Source organism: Pseudomonas sp. 2995-1, assembly GCF_002742505.1.
Taxonomy (GTDB): Bacteria; Pseudomonadota; Gammaproteobacteria; order Pseudomonadales; family Pseudomonadaceae; genus Aquipseudomonas; species Aquipseudomonas sivasensis.
The window spans coordinates 340,036-361,211 of record NZ_LJSA01000604.1 but is presented as its reverse complement, the minus strand read 5'-3'; the positions used below and the strand labels follow the sequence as shown (position 1 = coordinate 361,211).

24 protein-coding genes are annotated in these 21,176 nt (G+C 54.7%); all 24 read left to right on the top strand.

All coding sequences use genetic code 11. From position 1 onward, the window contains the following. Nucleotides 1-35 precede the first annotated feature (35 nt). The 24 genes from rpoB to rplR all read left to right on the top strand — a co-directional run bounded on the left by rpoB (nt 36) and on the right by rplR (nt 21,176). The gene (gene rpoB, locus AOA61_RS29990; RefSeq protein WP_032884533.1) at nt 36-4,109 is read left to right on the top strand and encodes a DNA-directed RNA polymerase subunit beta; all 4,074 of its coding nucleotides are present in this window, start codon (nt 36-38) and stop codon (nt 4,107-4,109) included. A gap of 64 nt (nt 4,110-4,173) precedes the next feature. Continuing rightward, a complete protein-coding gene (rpoC, locus tag AOA61_RS29985; RefSeq protein WP_032884534.1) occupies nt 4,174-8,373 on the top strand; it encodes a DNA-directed RNA polymerase subunit beta' in 4,200 nt (1,399 codons plus the stop codon). A 217-nt stretch (nt 8,374-8,590) separates the two neighbouring features. Further along, nucleotides 8,591-8,962, top strand: a complete 372-nt coding sequence (rpsL, locus tag AOA61_RS29980) for a 30S ribosomal protein S12 (protein ID WP_002555494.1) — start codon at nt 8,591-8,593, stop codon at nt 8,960-8,962. A gap of 118 nt (nt 8,963-9,080) precedes the next feature. Next, entirely contained in the window at nt 9,081-9,551 is a 471-nt protein-coding gene (gene rpsG, locus AOA61_RS29975) for a 30S ribosomal protein S7 (RefSeq protein WP_002555493.1), read from the top strand. Between the two features lie 30 nt (nt 9,552-9,581). Further along, a complete protein-coding gene (fusA, locus tag AOA61_RS29970; RefSeq protein WP_010206921.1) occupies nt 9,582-11,687 on the top strand; it encodes an elongation factor G in 2,106 nt (701 codons plus the stop codon). Nucleotides 11,688-11,717: 30 nt separating this feature from the next. Next, nucleotides 11,718-12,911, top strand: a complete 1,194-nt coding sequence (gene tuf, locus AOA61_RS29965) for an elongation factor Tu (protein WP_003176426.1) — start codon at nt 11,718-11,720, stop codon at nt 12,909-12,911. 159 nt (nt 12,912-13,070) lie between these two features. Beyond that, the gene (gene rpsJ / locus AOA61_RS29960; RefSeq protein WP_003186070.1) at nt 13,071-13,382 is read left to right on the top strand and encodes a 30S ribosomal protein S10; all 312 of its coding nucleotides are present in this window, start codon (nt 13,071-13,073) and stop codon (nt 13,380-13,382) included. 81 nt (nt 13,383-13,463) lie between these two features. Next, nucleotides 13,464-14,099 carry a 50S ribosomal protein L3 gene (gene rplC, locus AOA61_RS29955; protein WP_003194649.1) on the top strand — a complete coding sequence of 212 codons (636 nt, stop codon included), beginning with the start codon at nt 13,464-13,466 and terminating at the stop codon, nt 14,097-14,099. 12 nt (nt 14,100-14,111) lie between these two features. Then, a complete protein-coding gene (rplD, locus tag AOA61_RS29950; protein WP_017135963.1) occupies nt 14,112-14,714 on the top strand; it encodes a 50S ribosomal protein L4 in 603 nt (200 codons plus the stop codon). Then, nucleotides 14,711-15,010 (top strand): 50S ribosomal protein L23, encoded by a 300-nt coding sequence (gene rplW, locus AOA61_RS29945; RefSeq protein ID WP_002555488.1) that lies wholly within the window; start codon nt 14,711-14,713, stop codon nt 15,008-15,010. Before rplD ends, rplW begins: the two co-directional genes overlap by 4 nt. Nucleotides 15,011-15,024: 14 nt before the next feature. Further along, nucleotides 15,025-15,849, top strand: a complete 825-nt coding sequence (gene rplB / locus AOA61_RS29940) for a 50S ribosomal protein L2 (protein ID WP_032884535.1) — start codon at nt 15,025-15,027, stop codon at nt 15,847-15,849. A gap of 16 nt (nt 15,850-15,865) precedes the next feature. Then, nucleotides 15,866-16,141, top strand: coding sequence for a 30S ribosomal protein S19 (rpsS, locus tag AOA61_RS29935; RefSeq protein ID WP_003232420.1), 276 nt, complete (start codon nt 15,866-15,868; stop codon nt 16,139-16,141). 11 nt (nt 16,142-16,152) lie between these two features. Further along, nucleotides 16,153-16,485, top strand: a complete 333-nt coding sequence (rplV, locus tag AOA61_RS29930) for a 50S ribosomal protein L22 (protein WP_003103908.1) — start codon at nt 16,153-16,155, stop codon at nt 16,483-16,485. 13 nt (nt 16,486-16,498) lie between these two features. Then, complete coding sequence (rpsC, locus tag AOA61_RS29925; RefSeq protein ID WP_003176422.1) at nt 16,499-17,185, top strand: 30S ribosomal protein S3; 687 nt, start codon at nt 16,499-16,501, stop codon at nt 17,183-17,185. 12 nt (nt 17,186-17,197) lie between these two features. After that, nucleotides 17,198-17,611: a 50S ribosomal protein L16 gene (gene rplP, locus AOA61_RS29920; protein WP_003232424.1), complete on the top strand. Its 414-nt coding sequence runs from the start codon at nt 17,198-17,200 to the stop codon at nt 17,609-17,611. Then, nucleotides 17,611-17,802: a 50S ribosomal protein L29 gene (gene rpmC, locus AOA61_RS29915; protein WP_002555481.1), complete on the top strand. Its 192-nt coding sequence runs from the start codon at nt 17,611-17,613 to the stop codon at nt 17,800-17,802. Before rplP ends, rpmC begins: the two co-directional genes overlap by 1 nt. A 2-nt stretch (nt 17,803-17,804) precedes the next feature. Then, nucleotides 17,805-18,071, top strand: a complete 267-nt coding sequence (rpsQ, locus tag AOA61_RS29910; RefSeq protein ID WP_003176419.1) for a 30S ribosomal protein S17 — start codon at nt 17,805-17,807, stop codon at nt 18,069-18,071. A 23-nt stretch (nt 18,072-18,094) separates the two neighbouring features. After that, a complete protein-coding gene (gene rplN / locus AOA61_RS29905) occupies nt 18,095-18,463 on the top strand; it encodes a 50S ribosomal protein L14 (protein ID WP_002555479.1) in 369 nt (122 codons plus the stop codon). Nucleotides 18,464-18,474: 11 nt separating this feature from the next. Next, on the top strand, nt 18,475-18,789 hold the full coding sequence (gene rplX, locus AOA61_RS29900) for a 50S ribosomal protein L24 (RefSeq protein ID WP_003176416.1): 315 nt from the start codon (nt 18,475-18,477) through the stop codon (nt 18,787-18,789). Nucleotides 18,790-18,809: 20 nt separating this feature from the next. Beyond that, nucleotides 18,810-19,349, top strand: coding sequence for a 50S ribosomal protein L5 (gene rplE, locus AOA61_RS29895; protein ID WP_003176415.1), 540 nt, complete (start codon nt 18,810-18,812; stop codon nt 19,347-19,349). Nucleotides 19,350-19,362: 13 nt separating this feature from the next. Next, complete coding sequence (gene rpsN / locus AOA61_RS29890; RefSeq protein ID WP_003176414.1) at nt 19,363-19,668, top strand: 30S ribosomal protein S14; 306 nt, start codon at nt 19,363-19,365, stop codon at nt 19,666-19,668. 208 nt (nt 19,669-19,876) lie between these two features. After that, nucleotides 19,877-20,269 (top strand): 30S ribosomal protein S8, encoded by a 393-nt coding sequence (gene rpsH / locus AOA61_RS29885; protein ID WP_010566853.1) that lies wholly within the window; start codon nt 19,877-19,879, stop codon nt 20,267-20,269. A gap of 12 nt (nt 20,270-20,281) precedes the next feature. Then, on the top strand, nt 20,282-20,815 hold the full coding sequence (gene rplF / locus AOA61_RS29880) for a 50S ribosomal protein L6 (protein ID WP_003176412.1): 534 nt from the start codon (nt 20,282-20,284) through the stop codon (nt 20,813-20,815). Between the two features lie 10 nt (nt 20,816-20,825). Then, complete coding sequence (gene rplR, locus AOA61_RS29875) at nt 20,826-21,176, top strand: 50S ribosomal protein L18 (RefSeq protein WP_003176410.1); 351 nt, start codon at nt 20,826-20,828, stop codon at nt 21,174-21,176.

Below are 21,176 nucleotides of genomic sequence, written 5' to 3'. Positions count from 1 at the left end.
GCCAAACAAGCAGGTGACCAAGCTGGGGAACGCTGATGGCTTACTCATATACTGAGAAAAAACGTATCCGCAAGGACTTTAGCAAGTTGCCGGACGTCATGGATGTCCCGTACCTTCTGGCTATCCAGCTGGATTCGTATCGTGAATTCTTGCAGGCGGGAGCGACCAAAGATCAGTTCCGCGACGTGGGCCTGCATGCGGCCTTCAAATCCGTTTTCCCGATCATCAGCTACTCCGGCAATGCTGCGCTGGAGTACGTCGGTTATCGCCTGGGCGAACCGGCATTTGATGTCAAAGAATGCGTGTTGCGCGGTGTTACGTACGCCGTACCTTTGCGGGTAAAAGTCCGTCTGATCATTTTCGACAAAGAGTCGTCGAATAAAGCGATCAAGGACATCAAAGAGCAAGAAGTCTACATGGGTGAAATCCCACTGATGACTGAAAACGGTACCTTCGTTATCAACGGTACCGAGCGTGTTATCGTTTCTCAGCTGCATCGTTCACCGGGTGTGTTCTTCGATCACGACCGCGGCAAGACGCACAGCTCCGGCAAACTCCTGTACTCCGCGCGGATCATTCCGTACCGCGGTTCTTGGTTGGACTTCGAGTTCGATCCTAAAGACTGCGTGTTCGTGCGTATCGACCGTCGCCGTAAGCTGCCAGCTTCTGTGCTGCTGCGCGCGCTCGGCTATACCACCGAGCAGGTGCTGGACGCTTTCTACACCACCAACGTATTCAGCCTGAAGGATGAAACCCTCAGCCTGGAGCTCATCGCATCGCGTCTGCGTGGTGAAATTGCTGTCCTGGATATCCAGGATGAGAATGGCAAGGTAATCGTTGAGGCTGGCCGTCGTATTACTGCGCGCCACATCAACCAGATCGAAAAGGCCGGTATCAAGTCGCTGGAAGTGCCTCTGGACTACGTCCTGGGCCGCACTACCGCCAAGGTCATCGTTCACCCGGCTACAGGCGAAATCCTGGCTGAGTGCAATACCGAGCTGAACACTGAGATCCTGGCCAAAATCGCCAAGGCTCAGGTTGTTCGCATCGAGACCCTGTACACCAACGATATCGACTGCGGTCCGTTCGTCTCTGACACGTTGAAGATTGACTCCACCAGCAACCAACTGGAAGCGCTGGTCGAGATCTATCGCATGATGCGTCCTGGCGAGCCACCAACCAAAGACGCTGCTGAGACCCTGTTCAACAACCTGTTCTTCAGCCCTGAGCGTTACGACCTGTCTGCGGTCGGTCGGATGAAGTTCAACCGTCGTATCGGTCGTACCGAGATCGAAGGTTCGGGCGTGTTGTGCAAAGAAGACATCGTTGCGGTACTGAAGACTCTAGTCGACATCCGTAACGGTAAAGGCATCGTCGATGACATCGACCACCTGGGTAACCGTCGTGTTCGCTGCGTAGGCGAAATGGCCGAGAACCAGTTCCGCGTTGGTCTGGTGCGTGTTGAGCGTGCGGTCAAAGAGCGTCTGTCGATGGCTGAAAGCGAAGGCCTGATGCCGCAAGACCTGATCAACGCCAAGCCAGTGGCTGCGGCGGTGAAAGAGTTCTTCGGTTCCAGCCAGCTCTCGCAGTTCATGGACCAGAACAACCCTCTCTCCGAGATCACCCACAAGCGCCGTGTTTCCGCACTGGGCCCGGGCGGTCTGACCCGTGAACGTGCTGGCTTTGAAGTTCGTGACGTACACCCGACGCACTACGGTCGCGTTTGCCCGATCGAAACACCGGAAGGTCCGAACATTGGTCTGATCAACTCCTTGGCGGCCTACGCGCGCACTAACCAATACGGTTTCCTCGAGAGCCCGTACCGTGTGGTGAAAGACGCTCTGGTCACTGACGAGATCGTGTTCCTGTCCGCCATCGAAGAAGCTGATCACGTGATCGCTCAGGCTTCGGCCACGATGAACGACAAGAAAGTCCTGATTGACGAGCTGGTAGCTGTTCGTCACCTGAATGAGTTCACCGTCAAGGCGCCGGAAGACGTCACTTTGATGGACGTTTCGCCGAAGCAGGTAGTTTCGGTTGCAGCGTCGCTGATCCCGTTCCTGGAGCACGATGACGCCAACCGTGCGTTGATGGGTTCCAACATGCAGCGTCAAGCTGTACCGACCCTGCGCGCTGACAAGCCGCTGGTAGGTACCGGCATGGAGCGTAACGTAGCGCGTGACTCCGGCGTTTGCGTCGTGGCTCGTCGTGGCGGCGTGATCGACTCTGTTGATGCCAGCCGTATCGTGGTTCGTGTTGCTGATGATGAAGTTGAAACTGGCGAAGCCGGTGTCGACATCTACAACCTGACCAAATACACCCGCTCGAACCAGAACACCTGCATCAATCAGCGTCCGCTGGTGAGCAAGGGTGATCGCGTCCAGCGTAGCGACATCATGGCCGACGGCCCGTCCACCGACATGGGTGAACTGGCACTGGGTCAGAACATGCGCATCGCGTTCATGGCGTGGAACGGCTTCAACTTCGAAGACTCCATCTGCCTGTCCGAGCGTGTTGTTCAAGAAGACCGCTTCACCACGATCCACATTCAGGAACTGACCTGTGTGGCACGTGACACCAAGCTTGGGCCGGAGGAGATCACTGCGGACATCCCGAACGTGGGTGAAGCTGCACTGAACAAGCTGGACGAAGCCGGTATCGTTTATGTAGGTGCTGAAGTTGGCGCAGGCGACATCCTGGTGGGTAAGGTCACTCCGAAAGGCGAGACCCAACTGACTCCAGAAGAGAAGCTGTTGCGTGCCATCTTCGGTGAAAAAGCCAGCGACGTTAAAGACACCTCCCTGCGTGTACCTACTGGTACCAAGGGCACTGTCATTGACGTACAGGTCTTCACCCGTGATGGCGTTGAGCGTGATGCTCGTGCGCTGTCCATCGAGAAGACTCAGCTCGACGAGATCCGCAAGGACCTGAACGAAGAGTTCCGTATCGTTGAAGGCGCGACCTTCGAACGTCTGCGTTCCGCTTTGGTAGGCCACAAGGCTGAAGGCGGCGCAGGTCTTAAGAAAGGTCAGGACATCACCGACGAAATCCTCGACGGTCTTGAGCACGGCCAGTGGTTCAAACTGCGCATGGCTGAAGATGCTCTGAACGAGCAGCTCGAGAAGGCCCAGGCGTACATCGTTGATCGCCGCCGTCTGCTGGACGACAAGTTCGAAGATAAGAAGCGCAAACTGCAGCAGGGCGATGACCTGGCTCCAGGCGTGCTGAAAATCGTCAAGGTTTACCTGGCAATCCGTCGTCGCATCCAGCCGGGCGACAAGATGGCCGGTCGTCACGGTAACAAAGGTGTGGTCTCCGTGATCATGCCCGTTGAAGACATGCCGCACGATGCCAATGGCACTCCGGTCGACGTGGTCCTCAACCCGCTGGGCGTACCTTCGCGTATGAACGTTGGTCAGATCCTTGAAACCCACCTGGGCCTCGCGGCCAAAGGTCTGGGCGAGAAGATCAACCGTATGATCGAAGAGCAGCGCAAGGTCGCAGACCTGCGTAAGTTCCTGCACGAGATCTACAACGAGATCGGCGGTCGCAACGAAGAGTTGGACACCTTCTCCGACCAGGAAATCCTGGATCTGGCGAAGAACCTGCGCGGTGGCGTTCCGATGGCTACCCCGGTGTTCGACGGTGCCAAGGAAAGCGAAATCAAGGCCATGCTGAAACTGGCAGACCTGCCAGAAAGCGGCCAGATGCAGCTGTTCGACGGCCGTACCGGCAACAAGTTTGAGCGCCCGGTTACTGTTGGCTACATGTACATGCTGAAGCTGAACCACTTGGTAGACGATAAGATGCACGCTCGTTCTACCGGTTCGTACAGCCTGGTTACCCAGCAGCCGCTGGGTGGTAAGGCTCAGTTCGGTGGTCAGCGTTTCGGGGAGATGGAGGTCTGGGCACTGGAAGCATACGGTGCTGCTTACACTCTGCAAGAAATGCTCACAGTGAAGTCGGACGATGTGAACGGTCGGACCAAGATGTACAAAAACATCGTGGACGGCGATCACCGTATGGAGCCGGGCATGCCCGAGTCTTTCAACGTGTTGATCAAAGAAATTCGTTCCCTCGGCATCGATATCGATCTGGAAACCGAATAACACGTGACGCGAATCGAGAGCGGGGCTGTTTAGCCCGCTCTCTGCTCCGCCAGGAGGAAAGGCCTTGAAAGACCTACTGAATTTGCTGAAAAACCAGGGTCAAGTCGAAGAGTTCGACGCCATCCGTATTGGGTTGGCATCGCCTGAGATGATCCGTTCGTGGTCGTTCGGTGAAGTTAAAAAGCCGGAAACCATCAACTACCGTACGTTCAAACCTGAACGTGACGGCCTGTTCTGCGCCAAGATCTTTGGCCCGGTAAAGGATTACGAGTGCCTGTGCGGTAAGTACAAGCGCTTGAAACACCGTGGTGTGATCTGCGAGAAGTGTGGCGTTGAAGTTGCACTGGCCAAGGTTCGTCGTGAGCGCATGGCGCACATCGAACTGGCTTCGCCGGTTGCTCACATCTGGTTCCTGAAATCGCTGCCGTCCCGTATCGGTTTGCTGATGGACATGACCCTGCGTGATATCGAGCGCGTTCTCTACTTCGAGAGCTATGTCGTTATCGACCCAGGCATGACCACCCTTGAAAAGGGTCAGTTGCTGAACGACGAGCAGTACTTCGAAGCGCTGGAAGAGTTCGGCGACGATTTCGATGCCCGCATGGGTGCCGAAGCGGTCCGCGAACTGTTGCACGCTATCGACCTGGAACACGAGATTGGCCGTCTGCGTGAAGAAATTCCGCAAACCAACTCCGAAACCAAGATCAAGAAGCTGTCCAAGCGTCTGAAGTTGATGGAAGCCTTCCAGGGGTCCGGCAACTTGCCAGAGTGGATGGTGCTGACCGTTCTGCCGGTTCTGCCGCCAGACCTGCGTCCGCTGGTACCGTTGGACGGCGGTCGTTTTGCGACCTCCGACCTCAACGACCTATACCGTCGCGTGATCAACCGTAACAACCGCTTGAAGCGCCTGCTTGATCTGTCCGCTCCGGACATCATCGTGCGCAACGAAAAGCGTATGTTGCAAGAAGCGGTTGATGCCCTGCTCGACAACGGTCGTCGTGGTCGCGCTATCACGGGTTCCAACAAGCGTCCTCTGAAATCCCTGGCCGACATGATCAAGGGTAAGCAAGGTCGTTTCCGTCAAAACTTGCTCGGTAAGCGTGTTGACTACTCCGGTCGTTCGGTAATTACCGTAGGCCCGACCCTGCGTCTGCACCAGTGCGGTCTGCCTAAGAAGATGGCTCTCGAGCTGTTCAAGCCGTTCATCTTCGGCAAGCTGGAAATGCGCGGTCTCGCGACCACCATCAAAGCGGCCAAGAAAATGGTCGAGCGCGAACTGCCAGAGGTTTGGGACGTTCTTGCTGAAGTGATTCGCGAACACCCGGTCCTCCTCAACCGTGCACCGACCCTTCACCGTCTGGGTATCCAGGCGTTTGAACCGGTACTGATCGAAGGTAAGGCTATTCAGTTGCACCCTCTGGTCTGTGCTGCGTACAACGCCGACTTCGACGGCGACCAAATGGCCGTGCACGTACCGCTGACGCTGGAAGCCCAGCTGGAAGCGCGTGCGTTGATGATGTCGACCAACAACATTCTGTCGCCAGCCAACGGTGAGCCAATCATCGTTCCGTCGCAGGACGTTGTATTGGGTCTGTACTACATGACGCGTGAAGCGATCAACGCCAAAGGCGAAGGTCGTGTATTTGCGGACTTGCAGGAAGTTGACCGTGTGTTCCGTGCCGGCGAAGCCGCATTGCACGCCAAGGTCAAGGTGCGGATCCACGAAACCGTCAACGATCGTGATGGCGGAAGCGTGAGCAACGTTCGTATCGTCGACACTACTGTCGGCCGTGCACTGTTGTATCAAGTTGTGCCAAAAGGTCTGTCGTACGATGTCGTCAACCTGCCGATGAAGAAAAAGGCGATCTCCAAGTTGATCAACCAGTGCTACCGCGTGGTTGGTTTGAAAGAGACTGTTATCTTCGCTGACCAGTTGATGTACACCGGTTTTGCTTATTCGACCATTTCCGGCGTTTCCATCGGTGTTAACGACTTTGTTATCCCGGATGAAAAAGCCCGCATCATCAGTGCTGCTACTGACGAAGTGAAAGAGATCGAAAGCCAGTACGCCTCGGGCCTGGTAACACAGGGCGAGAAGTACAACAAAGTGATCGACCTTTGGTCCAAGGCGAACGATGAAGTTTCCAAGGCGATGATGGCCAACCTCTCGAAAGAGAAAGTCATCGACCGTCATGGCGTCGAAGTCGACCAGGAGTCCTTCAACTCGATGTACATGATGGCCGACTCGGGCGCACGGGGTTCTGCTGCGCAGATCCGTCAGCTCGCCGGTATGCGTGGCCTGATGGCCAAGCCTGACGGTTCCATCATCGAAACGCCGATTACTGCGAACTTCCGTGAAGGTTTGAGCGTACTTCAGTACTTCATCTCCACTCACGGCGCTCGTAAAGGTCTGGCGGATACCGCGTTGAAAACCGCTAACTCCGGTTACCTGACACGTCGTCTGGTAGACGTTGCACAAGATCTGGTTGTAACCGAGATCGATTGCGGCACCGAGCACGGCCTGCTCATGACTCCGCACATTGAAGGCGGTGACGTTGTAGAGCCGCTGGGTGAGCGCGTATTGGGTCGTGTTATTGCGCGTGACGTGTTCAAGCCAGGTACTGAGGAAATCATCGTTCCTGCCGGCACTCTGGTTGATGAGAAGTGGGTCGAGTTCATCGAACTCAACAGCATCGACGAAGTGATTGTTCGCTCGCCGATTAGCTGCGAAACCCGCTACGGTATTTGCGCCAAGTGCTATGGCCGTGACTTGGCTCGTGGTCACCAGGTGAATATCGGTGAAGCGGTCGGCGTTATCGCTGCCCAATCCATCGGTGAGCCGGGAACCCAGCTGACCATGCGTACGTTCCACATCGGTGGTGCGGCAAGCCGGACCTCCGCAGCTGACAGCGTTCAGGTGAAGAATGGCGGTACTGTCCGTCTGCACAACCTGAAGCACGTTGAGCGAGTGGATGGCTGTCTGGTTGCGGTATCCCGTTCCGGTGAGCTGGCAATCGCTGACGACTACGGTCGTGAGCGTGAGCGTTACAAGCTGCCGTATGGTGCTGTGATTTCGGTTAAAGAAGGTGACAAGGTCGACGCTGGCGCAATCGTGGCCAAGTGGGATCCGCACACTCACCCAATCGTTACCGAAATGAAAGGTACCGTGACCTACGTGGGCATGGAAGAAGGCATCACGATCAAGCGTCAGACTGACGAATTGACCGGTATGACCAACATTGAAGTACTCGACGCGAAAGATCGTCCAGCTGCCGGTAAAGACATCCGTCCTGCCGTTAAGATGGTCGATGACAACGGCAAGGACTTGTTGCTGCCAGGCACTGACGTAATCGCTCAGTACTTCCTGCCAGCTAACGCCCTGGTCGGTGTAGCGGATGGTGCGAAGATTGCGATCGGTGATGTTATCGCTCGTATCCCGCAAGAAACTTCGAAGACCCGTGACATCACCGGTGGTCTGCCGCGTGTTGCCGACTTGTTCGAAGCTCGTCGTCCGAAAGAAGCATCGATTCTGGCTGAAGTCAGCGGCACCATCGCGTTCGGTAAAGAGACCAAAGGCAAGCGCCGTCTGGTTATTACCCCGAACGACGGTAGCGATCCGTACGAAGAGCTGATTCCGAAGTGGCGTCACCTGAACGTCTTCGAAGGCGAACAGGTAAACCGCGGCGAAGTTATCTCCGACGGCCCGAGCGATCCACACGACATCCTGCGTCTGCTGGGTGTGAGTGCGCTGGCCAAGTACATCGTTAACGAGATCCAGGATGTTTATCGTCTGCAAGGCGTGAAGATCAACGATAAGCACATTGAGACCATCCTGCGTCAGATGCTGCGTAAAGTTGAAATCGCTGAATCCGGTGATTCCAGTTTCATCAAGGGCGACCAGATGGAACTGACTCACGTACTGGTAGAGAACGAGCGTCTGGCTGGCGACGAGAAATTCGTATCCAAGTTCACTCGTGTTCTGCTGGGTATCACCAAGGCGTCGTTGTCCACTGAGTCGTTCATCTCGGCGGCCTCCTTCCAGGAGACCACTCGCGTACTGACCGAAGCAGCGGTAACCGGTAAGCGCGATTACTTGCGCGGCCTGAAAGAAAACGTGGTCGTGGGTCGTCTGATCCCGGCTGGTACCGGTTTGGCTTACCACAGCGAGCGTAAGCGCCGCCGTGATGCTGACAAGCCGCTGCGCGTAAGCGCCAGTGAAGTGGAAGCTGCACTGACCGAAGCGCTGAACTCAAGCGGTAACTGAGTTCTGCAATAAATAAGTCTGGGCCCTGGCAGTCCCATTCGTCGGATCGAGGCAATTTTGCCCCGGTTCGACGAGAGGGGAGGTCGGGGCCTTGCCTTGACTGGGGGCAAGATCCTCTTTAGACTCTTGTACCCCTAAATTTGGCGGGAATTCGTTCCTGCCATTTTTGCTTTTCTTGCAAGACAATAGCGTCGCAAGACAACAGTGGAGCTAGTAGATGGCAACTATCAACCAGCTGGTACGTCAGCCGCGTAAGCGTATCGTCGAGAAATCCGACGTGCCTGCGCTGCAGAACTGCCCGCAACGTCGTGGCGTATGCACTCGCGTGTATACCACTACGCCGAAAAAACCTAACTCGGCACTGCGTAAAGTGTGCCGTGTGCGTCTGACCAACGGTTTCGAGGTTTCCTCGTACATCGGCGGTGAAGGCCACAACCTGCAAGAGCACAGCGTGGTGCTGATTCGTGGCGGTCGTGTAAAAGACTTGCCAGGTGTTCGTTATCACACCGTACGTGGCTCCTTGGATACTTCCGGCGTTAAAGGTCGTAACCAGGGTCGTTCGAAGTACGGTACCAAGAAGCCTAAGTAGTAGCGGCTTTTTGTAAAACTGAACCATCTTATTTTCTGAGTCGATAAGAGTAAGGTCGGAGGCGTCCCGAAAGGGCACTGATTCCGAGCGAACCTGAAGACCGTTTGAGGGCTTATCCATGCCAAGAAGACGCGTAGCAGCCAAGCGCGAAGTGCTTGACGATCCAAAATACGGAAGCCAAATTCTGGCCAAGTTCATGAACCACGTGATGGAAAGCGGCAAGAAAGCCGTTGCCGAGCGTATCGTTTATGGCGCGCTGGAAAAGGTTAAAGAACGCAAGAACAGCGACCCCCTGGAAATCTTCGAGAAAGCTCTCGACGCCATCGCTCCGCTGGTCGAAGTGAAGTCGCGCCGTGTAGGCGGCGCTACTTATCAGGTTCCGGTTGAAGTTCGTCCGTCCCGTCGTAACGCCCTGGCAATGCGCTGGTTGGTAGACTTCGCCCGTAAGCGTGGCGAGAAGTCTATGGCTCTGCGTTTGGCTGGCGAACTGTTGGACGCTGCTGAAGGTAAAGGTGCTGCTGTTAAGAAGCGTGAAGACGTGCACCGTATGGCTGAAGCTAACAAAGCTTTCTCGCACTACCGCTTCTAATCTTAGCTTCACTAATTTTGCGAGGGCTTTATGGCTCGTACTACTCCGATTAGCCGCTACCGTAACATCGGTATCGTTGCTCACGTGGATGCTGGTAAAACCACCACCACCGAGCGCGTACTGTTTTACACCGGCAAAAGTCACAAAATGGGCGAGGTGCATGATGGCGCCGCGACCACAGACTGGATGGTTCAGGAGCAGGAGCGTGGTATTACCATTACTTCTGCTGCTATTACCGCCTTCTGGAAAGGTTCTGAGAAGCAGTACAAAGACGAGCATCGCTTCAACGTAATCGATACCCCGGGTCACGTAGACTTTACCATTGAAGTTGAACGTTCCCTGCGCGTACTCGATGGCGCTGTCGTTGTGTTCTGTGGTACTTCGGGTGTTGAGCCTCAGTCGGAAACCGTATGGCGTCAAGCCAACAAATACGGCGTTCCACGTCTTGTTTACGTAAACAAGATGGACCGTGCTGGTGCCAACTTCCTGCGCGTGATCGGTCAGATCAAGCAGCGTCTGGGTCACACTCCGGTGCCAATCCAACTGGCTATCGGTTCCGAGGACAACTTCCAGGGTCAGATCGATCTGATCAACATGGAAGCGGTCTACTGGAATGATTCCGACAAAGGTATGGTTCCTGTTCGTAAGCCTATCCCTGCTGAACTGCAGGAACTGGCTGACGAGTGGCGCAACAACATGGTTGAGGCTGCTGCCGAAGCCAGCGAAGAGCTGATGAACAAATACCTCGAAGGTGAAGAACTCACCAACGTGGAAATCAAGGCCGCTCTGCGTCAGCGTACTATCGCTGGTGAGATCGTCTTGGCTGTTTGCGGTTCCTCGTTCAAGAACAAGGGTGTTCCCCTGGTTCTCGATGCTGTGATCGACTACCTGCCTGCTCCAACCGACATTCCTGCTATCAAGGGTACCAACCCTGATAACGAGGAAGAGGAAATGGAGCGTCATGCAGACGACAGCGAGCCGTTCTCGGCCCTGGCGTTCAAGATCGCTACCGACCCATTCGTGGGTACCTTGACTTTCGTCCGCGTTTACTCGGGCGTGTTGGCATCCGGCGACGGTGTGATCAACTCGGTTAAAGGTAAGAAAGAGCGCGTGGGTCGTATGGTGCAAATGCACGCAAACGCCCGTGAAGAGATCAAGGAAGTGCGCGCTGGTGACATCGCGGCCCTGATCGGCATGAAGGATGTCACCACTGGTGAGACTTTGTGCGACGCTGCTAAGCCAATCATCCTGGTTCGCATGGATTTCCCGGAGCCGGTTATTTCGGTTGCCGTAGAGCCTAAGACCAAGGATGACCAGGAAAAAATGGGTATCGCTTTGGGCAAGCTTGCTCAGGAAGATCCATCTTTCCGCGTTAAGACTGATGAAGAGACTGGTCAAACGATCATCTCTGGCATGGGCGAGCTGCACCTGGACATCCTGGTTGACCGGATGCGCCGTGAGTTTAACGTCGAAGCCAACATTGGTAAGCCTCAGGTTTCCTATCGTGAGCGCATCACGAAAAACTGTGAAATCGAAGGCAAGTTCGTTCGTCAGTCCGGCGGTCGTGGTCAGTTCGGTCACTGCTGGATCCGTTTTGCTCCTGCTGACGAAGGTCAGGAAGGTCTGCAATTCGTGAACGAAGTAGTGGGTGGTGTTGTTCCTAAGGAATACATCCCTGCTATCCAGAAGGGTATCGAAGAGCAGATGAAGAACGGTGTTGTTGCCGGCTATCCGCTGATCGGCCTGAAAGCAACCGTTTTTGACGGTTCTTACCACGACGTCGACTCCAACGAGATGGCGTTTAAGGTGGCTGCTTCCATGGCAACCAAGCAACTGGCCCAAAAGGGCGGTGGTGAGTTGCTTGAGCCAATCATGGCGGTAGAAGTTGTTACACCTGAAGACTATATGGGTGATGTCATGGGCGACCTTAACCGTCGTCGCGGCATGATCTTGGGTATGGAAGACACGGTTTCCGGCAAAGTGATTCGCGCCGAGGTTCCGTTGGGTGAGATGTTCGGTTATGCGACCGACGTTCGCTCCATGTCCCAGGGTCGCGCAAGCTACTCTATGGAATTCAAAAAATACAACACAGCTCCGGCGCACATCGCTGAAACTGTATCCAAAAAACAAGGCTGATTCAGTCCTTTAGGCAAGGAGTTAATTGTCGTGGCTAAAGAAAAATTTGATCGTTCCCTACCGCACGTCAACGTTGGCACCATCGGTCACGTTGACCACGGTAAAACCACTCTGACTGCTGCTCTGACTCGCGTTTGCTCCGAAGTGTTCGGTTCCGCAATCGTTGATTTCGATAAAATCGACAGCGCACCAGAAGAAAAAGCTCGTGGTATCACCATCAACACCGCGCACGTTGAATACAACTCGCTGATCCGTCACTACGCTCACGTTGACTGCCCAGGTCACGCTGACTATGTGAAGAATATGATCACCGGTGCTGCTCAGATGGACGGTGCAATCCTGGTTTGCTCGGCCGCTGATGGTCCGATGCCGCAAACCCGTGAGCACATCCTGCTGTCCCGTCAGGTTGGCGTTCCGTACATCGTGGTTTACCTGAACAAGGCTGACCTGGTAGACGACGCTGAGCTGCTGGAACTGGTTGAGATGGAAGTGCGCGATCTGCTGAGCACTTACGACTTCCCAGGTGACGACACTCCGATCATCATCGGTTCTGCTCGTATGGCTCTGGAAGGCAAAGACGACAACGAAATGGGCACCACGTCCGTTCGTAAGCTGGTTGAGACTCTGGACAGCTACATCCCAGATCCAGTTCGTGTTATCGACAAGCCGTTCCTGATGCCAATCGAAGACGTATTCTCGATCTCCGGTCGTGGTACTGTTGTGACTGGTCGTATCGAGCGCGGTATCGTTAAGGTTCAAGATCCACTGGAAATCGTTGGTCTGCGTGACACTACCGTCACCACCTGCACCGGTGTTGAAATGTTCCGTAAGCTGCTCGACGAAGGTCGTGCTGGCGAGAACTGCGGCGTTCTGCTGCGTGGTACCAAGCGTGACGACGTTGAGCGTGGCCAGGTTCTGGTTAAGCCGGGTTCGGTTAAGCCGCACACCAAGTTCGAAGCTGAAGTGTACGTGCTGAGCAAAGAAGAGGGCGGTCGTCACACTCCGTTCTTCAAAGGCTACCGTCCACAGTTCTACTTCCGTACTACCGACGTTACTGGTAACTGCGAACTGCCGGAAGGCGTAGAAATGGTAATGCCAGGCGACAACATTAAAATGGTTGTCACCCTGATCAAAACCATCGCTATGGAAGACGGTCTGCGCTTCGCAATCCGTGAAGGCGGCCGTACCGTTGGTGCTGGCGTTGTAGCTAAAATCATCGAGTAATTATCTCTTCTGAGATAGCTCTGATGTTTTGAGGAGGCCCCCGCTTAGCGGGGGCCTTTTTTATTGGGTTGACACCCATCTGGGCCGTCTATAGAATTGCGCCTCCTTTTAACGGGCGTATTGCGCTCGGTGGGAATAGCAGCCGGAGTCTGAAATCCAATGCAAAATCAGCAAATCCGTATCAGGTTGAAGGCTTTTGACCATCGCCTGATCGACCAATCCACCCAGGAAATCGTGGAAACCGCGAAACGTACTGGTGCTCAAGTGCGTGGTCCAATTCCACTGCCTACCCGTAAAGAGCGGTTCACCGTTCTGGTCTCCCCGCACGTCAACAAAGACGCGCGTGACCAGTACGAGATCCGTACTCATAAGCGCGTACTGGACATCGTCCAGCCAACGGATAAAACCGTTGATGCACTTATGAAGCTTGATCTGGCGGCCGGTGTGGAAGTTCAGATCAGCCTCGGCTAAGACTCGGGTCTTAGTCGTGTAACGCTCTGAAATGGGCGGCCATAGCGGGTGAAAGCCCCGTACACTCATGAGGTTTACAACATGACTATTGGTGTAGTCGGTCGTAAATGCGGTATGACCCGTATTTTCACCGAAGAAGGTGTCTCCATTCCGGTTACGGTCATTGAGATCGAGCCGAATCGCGTCACCCAGTTCAAAACTGAAGAGACCGATGGCTATCGTGCAGTGCAAGTCACTGTCGGCGAGCGTCGTGCTTCGCGCGTGACTGCTGCTCAAGCAGGTCACTTCGCTAAAGCAAACGTTGCAGCTGGTCGCACTGTTATGGAGTTCCGTCTTGAAGATGGCGACTACCAGGCTGGCGATCTGATCAACGCTGAAATCTTTGCCGCTGGTCAACTGGTTGATGTAACCGGTCAGTCCAAAGGTAAAGGCTTCCAGGGTACGATCAAGCGTTGGAATTTCCGTGGTCAAGATAACACTCACGGTAACTCCGTCTCCCACCGCGTCCCGGGCTCTATTGGCCAGTGCCAGACTCCTGGTCGTGTATTCAAGGGCAAAAAAATGTCCGGTCATATGGGCGCTGAGCGCGTGACCGTGCAGTCCCTCGAAGTAGTGCGCGTCGACGCTGAACGCAATCTGTTGTTGGTCAAGGGTGCTGTTCCTGGCGCTACTGGCGGCAACCTGGTTGTACGTCCAGCGGCCAAGGCTCGCGGTTAAGGGGAAGCTGACATGCAATTAAATGTAAATGACGCTCAAGCGATCGAAGTTTCCGAACTGACATTTGGCGGCGAATTCAACGAGACGCTCGTTCACCAAGCAGTCGTGGCCTACATGGCCGGCGGCCGTCAGGGTAGCAAGCAGCAAAAGACCCGTTCCGACGTTCGTGGTGGCGGTAAGCGCCCATGGCGTCAGAAAGGCACTGGCCGTGCTCGTGCCGGTACTATCCGTAGCCCAATCTGGCGTGGCGGCGGTACCACTTTCGCAGCTCGTCCACAGGATCACACTCAGAAGCTCAACAAGAAGATGTACCGCGCAGCTCTGCGCTCCATCCTTGCTGAACTCGTGCGTACTGATCGTCTGGTCGTGGTTCAGGACTTCGCTGTTGAAAGTCCAAAAACCAAAGATCTGCTGGGCAAACTGAACAACATGAGTCTGACCGATGTTTTGATCGTGTCTGAAGCTGTTGATCAGAACCTGTACCTGGCTGCTCGCAACCTGCCACACGTTGATGTACGTGACGTGCAAGGTTCCGATCCAGTTAGTCTGATCGCATACGACAAGGTGTTGATCACCGTGTCGGCCGTGAAGAAATTCGAGGAGCTGCTGGGATGAACCAGGAACGCGTATTTAAAGTTCTGCTTGGCCCGCACGTTTCCGAAAAGGCTACGGTTCTGGCTGACAAGAAAGGCCAGTTCGTTTTCAAGGTTGCAACTGACGCAACCAAGCTGGAAATCAAGAAGGCCGTCGAAAGCCTGTTCAGCGTGAAAGTAGAGCGTGTTACTACCCTGAATGTTCTGGGTAAGAGCAAGCGCACTGCTCGCGGTCTGGGCAAGCGTAATGACTGGAAGAAGGCAGTTATCTCCCTTCAGCCAGGCCAAGATCTCGATTTCAGCAGCAGTGCTGAGTAAGGAAGGGGTGCATCATGGCAATCGTTAAATGCAAACCGACTTCCCCTGGCCGCCGTTTTGTGGTCAAGGTGGTCAACCAGGAGCTGCATAAAGGCGCTCCTCACGCACCGCTGCTCGAGAAAAAATCGAAGACTGGTGGTCGTAACAACAATGGTCGTATTACCACTCGTCACATCGGTGGTGGCCATAAGCAGCATTATCGTTTGGTCGACTTCCGTCGCAACGACAAAGATGGCATCACTGCCACTGTTGAGCGTATCGAATACGATCCAAACCGTACTGCTCACATCGCTCTGCTGCTGTACGCAGATGGCGAGCGTCGCTACATCATCGCACCTAAAGGTGTGAGTGCTGGCGACCAGCTGATCGCAGGTGCCTTGGCGCCGATCAAGCCGGGCAACGCTCTGCAGCTGCGTAACATTCCAGTTGGTAGCACCGTACACGGCATCGAATTGAAGCCAGGTAAAGGCGCGCAAATCGCTCGTTCCGCTGGTGCTTCGGCTCAGCTGATCGCTCGTGAAGGTGTCTACGTGACCCTGCGTCTGCGTTCTGGTGAGATGCGTAAAGTTCTGGCTGAATGCCGCGCGACCCTAGGTGAAGTCTCGAACTCCGAGCACAGCCTGCGTTCGCTGGGTAAAGCTGGTGCCAAGCGCTGGCGTGGCGTTCGCCCAACCGTTCGTGGTGTTGCCATGAACCCGGTTGACCACCCACACGGTGGTGGTGAAGGTCGTACCTCTGGTGGTCGTCATCCGGTATCGCCATGGGGCTTCCCGACTAAGGGCGCGAAGACTCGTGGTAATAAGCGTACCGACAAAATGATCGTCCGTCGTCGCAAGTAAATAGAGGGATACGACAGTGCCACGTTCTCTGAAAAAAGGTCCTTTTATTGATCTTCACCTACTGAAGAAGATCGAAGTGGCGGCGGAAAAGAACGATCGCAAGCCGGTGAAAACCTGGTCGCGTCGTTCGATGATCCTGCCACAAATGGTCGGTCTGACCATCGCTGTACACAACGGTCGCTTGCACGTCCCAGTTCTCGTGAACGAAGACATGGTCGGCCACAAACTAGGCGAGTTTGCCGGTACCCGCACTTATCGTGGGCACGTGGCAGACAAGAAAGCCAAGCGTTAAGGGGTTAGGAAATGGAAGTAGCCGCTAAGTTGTCGGGCGCTCGAATCTCCGCCCAGAAAGCCCGCTTGGTCGCCGACCAGATCCGCGGGAAGAAGGTGGGCGAAGCGCTCAACCTGTTGGCTTTCAGCAGTAAGAAAGCCGCCGAGATCATGAAGAAAGTGCTGGAGTCGGCCGTAGCCAACGCCGAGCATAACGAAGGCGCAGACGTTGATGACCTGAAGGTCAGCACCGTTTTCGTCAACGAAGGGCGTTCGCTGAAGCGCATCATGCCACGTGCCAAAGGCCGTGCTGATCGCATCGTCAAGCGGTCTTGCCATATCACTGTCAAGGTTGCTGACAAGTAACGGAGTCGAAGAGATGGGTCAGAAAGTACATCCCATTGGCATTCGCCTGGGAATCGTCAAGGAGCACACCTCCGTCTGGTACGCAGACGGTCGGACTTATGCGGACTATTTGTTCGCTGATCTGAAGGTGCGTGAGTATCTCCAAGACAAACTAAAAAGCGCGTCCGTAAGCCGTATCGATATCCATCGTCCGGCACAAACTGCACGTATCACCATCCACACCGCTCGTCCAGGTATCGTTATCGGGAAGAAAGGTGAAGATGTTGAGAAACTGCGTCAGGACCTGACCAAGCAAATGGGTGTGCCTGTGCACATCAATATCGAAGAGATCCGTAAGCCGGAGCTCGACGGTATGCTGGTTGCGCAGAGCGTAGCTCAGCAGCTGGAGCGTCGCGTAATGTTCCGTCGCGCTATGAAGCGCGCCGTACAGAACGCCATGCGCATTGGTGCCAAAGGCATCAAAATCCAAGTGAGCGGTCGTCTCGGCGGTGCTGAAATCGCACGTACTGAATGGTATCGCGAAGGTCGTGTGCCACTGCACACCCTGCGTGCCGACATCGACTATGCCAACTACGAAGCTCACACCACTTATGGTGTGATCGGTGTAAAGGTTTGGATCTTCAAAGGCGAAGTAATTGGTGGTCGCCAAGAAGAACTGAAACCACAAGCACCAGCGCCTCGTAAAAAAGCTGCTAAGTAAGGGGTACGCCAAATGTTGCAACCAAAGCGTACGAAGTTCCGCAAGCAGATGACAGGCCACAACCGTGGTCTGGCTCAGCGCGGTAGCAAAGTCAGCTTCGGCGAGTTCGCGCTGAAGTCTGTAGCTCGTGGTCGTCTCACCGCTCGTCAGATCGAGTCAGCGCGTCGTGCACTGACCCGTCACGTTAAACGTGGCGGCAAGATCTGGATCCGTGTATTCCCGGACAAGCCGATCTCCAAAAAGCCCCTCGAAGTTCGGATGGGTAAAGGTAAGGGTAACGTGGAATACTGGGTAGCCCAGATTCAGCCAGGCAAAGTCCTGTATGAAATCGAGGGTGTAACTGAAGAGCTGGCGCGTGAGGCTTTTGCCCTGGCTGCTGCAAAGCTGCCGCTCGCCACCGCCTTTGTTAAACGGACGGTGATGTGATGAAAGCGAATGAACTTCGTGAAAAATCCGCACAGCAGCTGAACGAGCAACTGCTCGGCCTGCTGCGCGACCAGTTCAATCTGCGTATGCAGAAAGCAACTGGCCAGTTGGGGCAGTCTCATCTGCTCTCGCAAGTTAAGCGTGACATTGCTCGCGTGAAGACTGTGCTCAACCAGCAGGCAGGTAAGTGATCATGGCTGAAGCCGAAAAGACTGTCCGTACGCTGACTGGCCGTGTTGTCAGCGACAAGATGGACAAAACCATCACCGTTTTGATCGAGCGTCGCGTTAAGCACCCGATCTACGGTAAATATGTTAAGCGTTCGACTAAGCTGCACGCGCACGACGAAACCAATCAGTGCCACATCGGCGACAAGGTCACTATTCGTGAAACTCGTCCGCTGGCCAAGACCAAGTCTTGGGCGCTGGTTGATGTTCTCGAACGCGCTGTGGAAGTCTAAGGACTAGGGGTCGGAGAAATTATATGATTCAGACTCAATCCATGCTCGATGTGGCCGATAACAGCGGCGCTCGCCGTGTTATGTGCATCAAGGTGCTGGGTGGCTCCCATCGTCGTTACGCTGGTATCGGTGACATCATCAAAGTTACCGTGAAGGAAGCAATTCCTCGCGGTAAGGTGAAAAAAGGCCAAGTGATGACTGCTGTTGTAGTCCGCACTCGTCACGGTGTACGCCGTGCAGACGGCTCTATTATCCGCTTTGATGGCAACGCTGCTGTTCTTCTGAACAACAAGCAAGAGCCGATCGGCACCCGTATCTTTGGGCCAGTGACGCGTGAACTTCGTACTGAGAAGTTCATGAAGATCGTCTCGCTCGCCCCAGAAGTGCTGTAAGGAGATCCGACATGCAAAAGATTCGTCGTGACGACGAGATCATCGTGATCGCCGGCAAAGACAAAGGTAAGCGCGGTAAGGTTCTTAAGGTTCTCGCTAATAACCGTCTGGTTATTGGTGGTCTGAACCTGGTTAAGCGCCATACCAAGCCTAACCCTATGTCGGGCGTGCAGGGCGGTATCGTCGAAAAAGAAGCTCCTCTGGACGCTTCTAACGTCGCCATTTTCAACGGCGAAACCAACAAGGCTGACCGCGTTGGTTTTAAAGTAGAAGATGGCAAGAAAATTCGTGTCTTCAAGTCGACCCAAAAAGCGGTTGATGCTTGAACACTGCTAGGTAGAAGACCATGGCACGACTAAAAGAGATTTACTGGAAAGAAATCGCACCGAAGCTTAAGGAAGAACTTAAGCTCTCGAACGTGATGGAAGTTCCACGCGTTACCAAAATCACCCTGAACATGGGTTTGGGCGAAGCGGTCGGTGACAAAAAAGTCATCGAGCACGCTGTTGCTGATCTGGAAAAGATCACCGGACAAAAAGTCGTTGTGACTTACGCTCGGAAATCCATCGCTGGCTTTAAAGTCCGTGAAGGTTGGCCGATCGGCGTCAAAGTGACTCTGCGCCGTGAGCGTATGTACGAATTCCTGGATCGTCTGCTGTCGATCTCCCTGCCTCGGGTTCGCGACTTCCGCGGCCTGAATGCCAAGTCCTTCGATGGTCGTGGTAACTACAGCATGGGCGTGAAAGAGCAGATCATCTTCCCGGAAATCGACTACGACAAGATCGATGCTCTCCGCGGTCTGGACATCACCCTGACCACCACTGCCAAGAACGATGATGAGGGTCGCGCTCTGTTGCGTGCTTTCAAATTCCCGTTCCGCAACTGATTGGAGTAGGACCATGGCCAAGATGAGCATGAAAAACCGCGAGCTGAAGCGTCAGCTCACGGTTGCCAAGTACGCCAAGAAGCGTGCAGCACTGAAAGCAATCATCGTTGATCTGAACGCAAGTCCAGAAGCGCGTTGGGAAGCTACAGTTGCTTTGCAGAAGCAGCCACGTGACGCAAGCGCTTCGCGCATGCGTAACCGCTGCCGCCTGACCGGTCGTCCACACGGCGTTTACCGCAAGTTCGGCCTCGGCCGTAACAAACTGCGTGAAGCGGCAATGCGTGGTGACGTACCAGGTCTGGTTAAAGCTAGCTGGTAAGTACTTTCAGCGTCTAGGGGGTCTGCATCGCAAGATACTGACCGCCGGTGACCTTGAATCTGGAACAAGCCCCTTTTGGGGCTTGTTTCATTTCCGGAGTGTGTCTAAAATACGCGGCTCGCCTGAGCCCGTGTTTTTTACGCTCGGAGATTCTCGGCGACATATGTAGCCGCAAGGCTAATTTTTTTGTATTAGGAGCGTCTAGCCCATGAGTATGCAGGACCCGTTAGCGGACATGCTAACTCGTATCCGTAATGCCCAGATGGCTGAAAAGTCCGTCGTAAGCATGCCATCTTCCAAGTTGAAGGTAGCTGTTGCCAAAGTCCTGAAAGACGAAGGCTACATTGCGGGTTATCAGATCAGCAGCGAAACCAAGCCACTGCTGTCCATCGAGCTGAAGTACTTCGAAGGCCGTTCGGTCATCGAGGAAGTGAAGCGCGTTAGCCGTCCAGGCCTGCGTCAGTACAAGTCCGCTGAAGATCTGCCGAAAGTTCGTGGCGGTCTTGGCGTGTCTATCGTCTCCACCAACAAAGGTGTGATGACGGATCGTGCTGCGCGCGCTGCCGGTGTCGGCGGCGAAGTTCTTTGCACTGTGTTCTAAGGGGGGATAAGCATGTCTCGCGTCGCTAAGAACCCCGTTAAGCTGCCAGCCGGTGTCGAAGTCAAATTCGCAGGCCAACAGCTTTCGGTGAAGGGTGCCAAGGGCACTCTTGAACTGAACATCCATTCGTCCGTTGAGATCGTTGAAGAAGCTGGTGAGCTGCGTTTCGCTGCTCGCAATGGCGATCAACAAACTCGCGCAATGGCCGGTACCACGCGTGCGTTGGTAAACAACATGGTCCAAGGCGTAAGCCAAGGCTTCGAGCGCAAGCTCCAGCTGGTCGGTGTTGGTTACAAAGCGCAAGCAAAAGGCACGGTTTTGAACCTTGCCCTTGGCTTCTCGCACCCAGTGGATTACGAACTGCCGGAAGGCATCACCGCTGAGACCCCTAGCCAAACCGATATCCTGATCAAGGGTATTGATAAGCAGCTGGTAGGTCAGGTGGCCGCTGAGATCCGCGACTTCCGTCCACCAGAGCCTTACAAAGGCAAAGGTGTGCGCTACGCGGACGAAGTCGTCCGTCGTAAAGAAGCCAAGAAGAAGTAGGGCATAGCAAATGACCGACAAAAAAGTTACTCGACTGCGTCGCGCTCGCAAAGCACGCCTGAAAATGCACGAACTCGAAGTCGTGCGTCTCTGCGTGTACCGCTCGTCGCAGCACATCTACGCCCAGGTCATCTCGGCCGACGGCAACCAAGTCCTGGCAAGCGCCTCGACTTTGGATAAAGAACTGCGTGATGGTGCCACTGGCAACATCGACGCGGCCACTAAGGTTGGCCAGCTGGTCGCTACGCGTGCTAAGGCCGCGGGCGTCTCGCAAGTGGCTTTCGACCGCTCTGGCTTCAAGTACCACGGCCGCGTGAAAGCGCTGGCTGATGCTGCTCGTGAAGCTGGGCTGGAGTTCTAA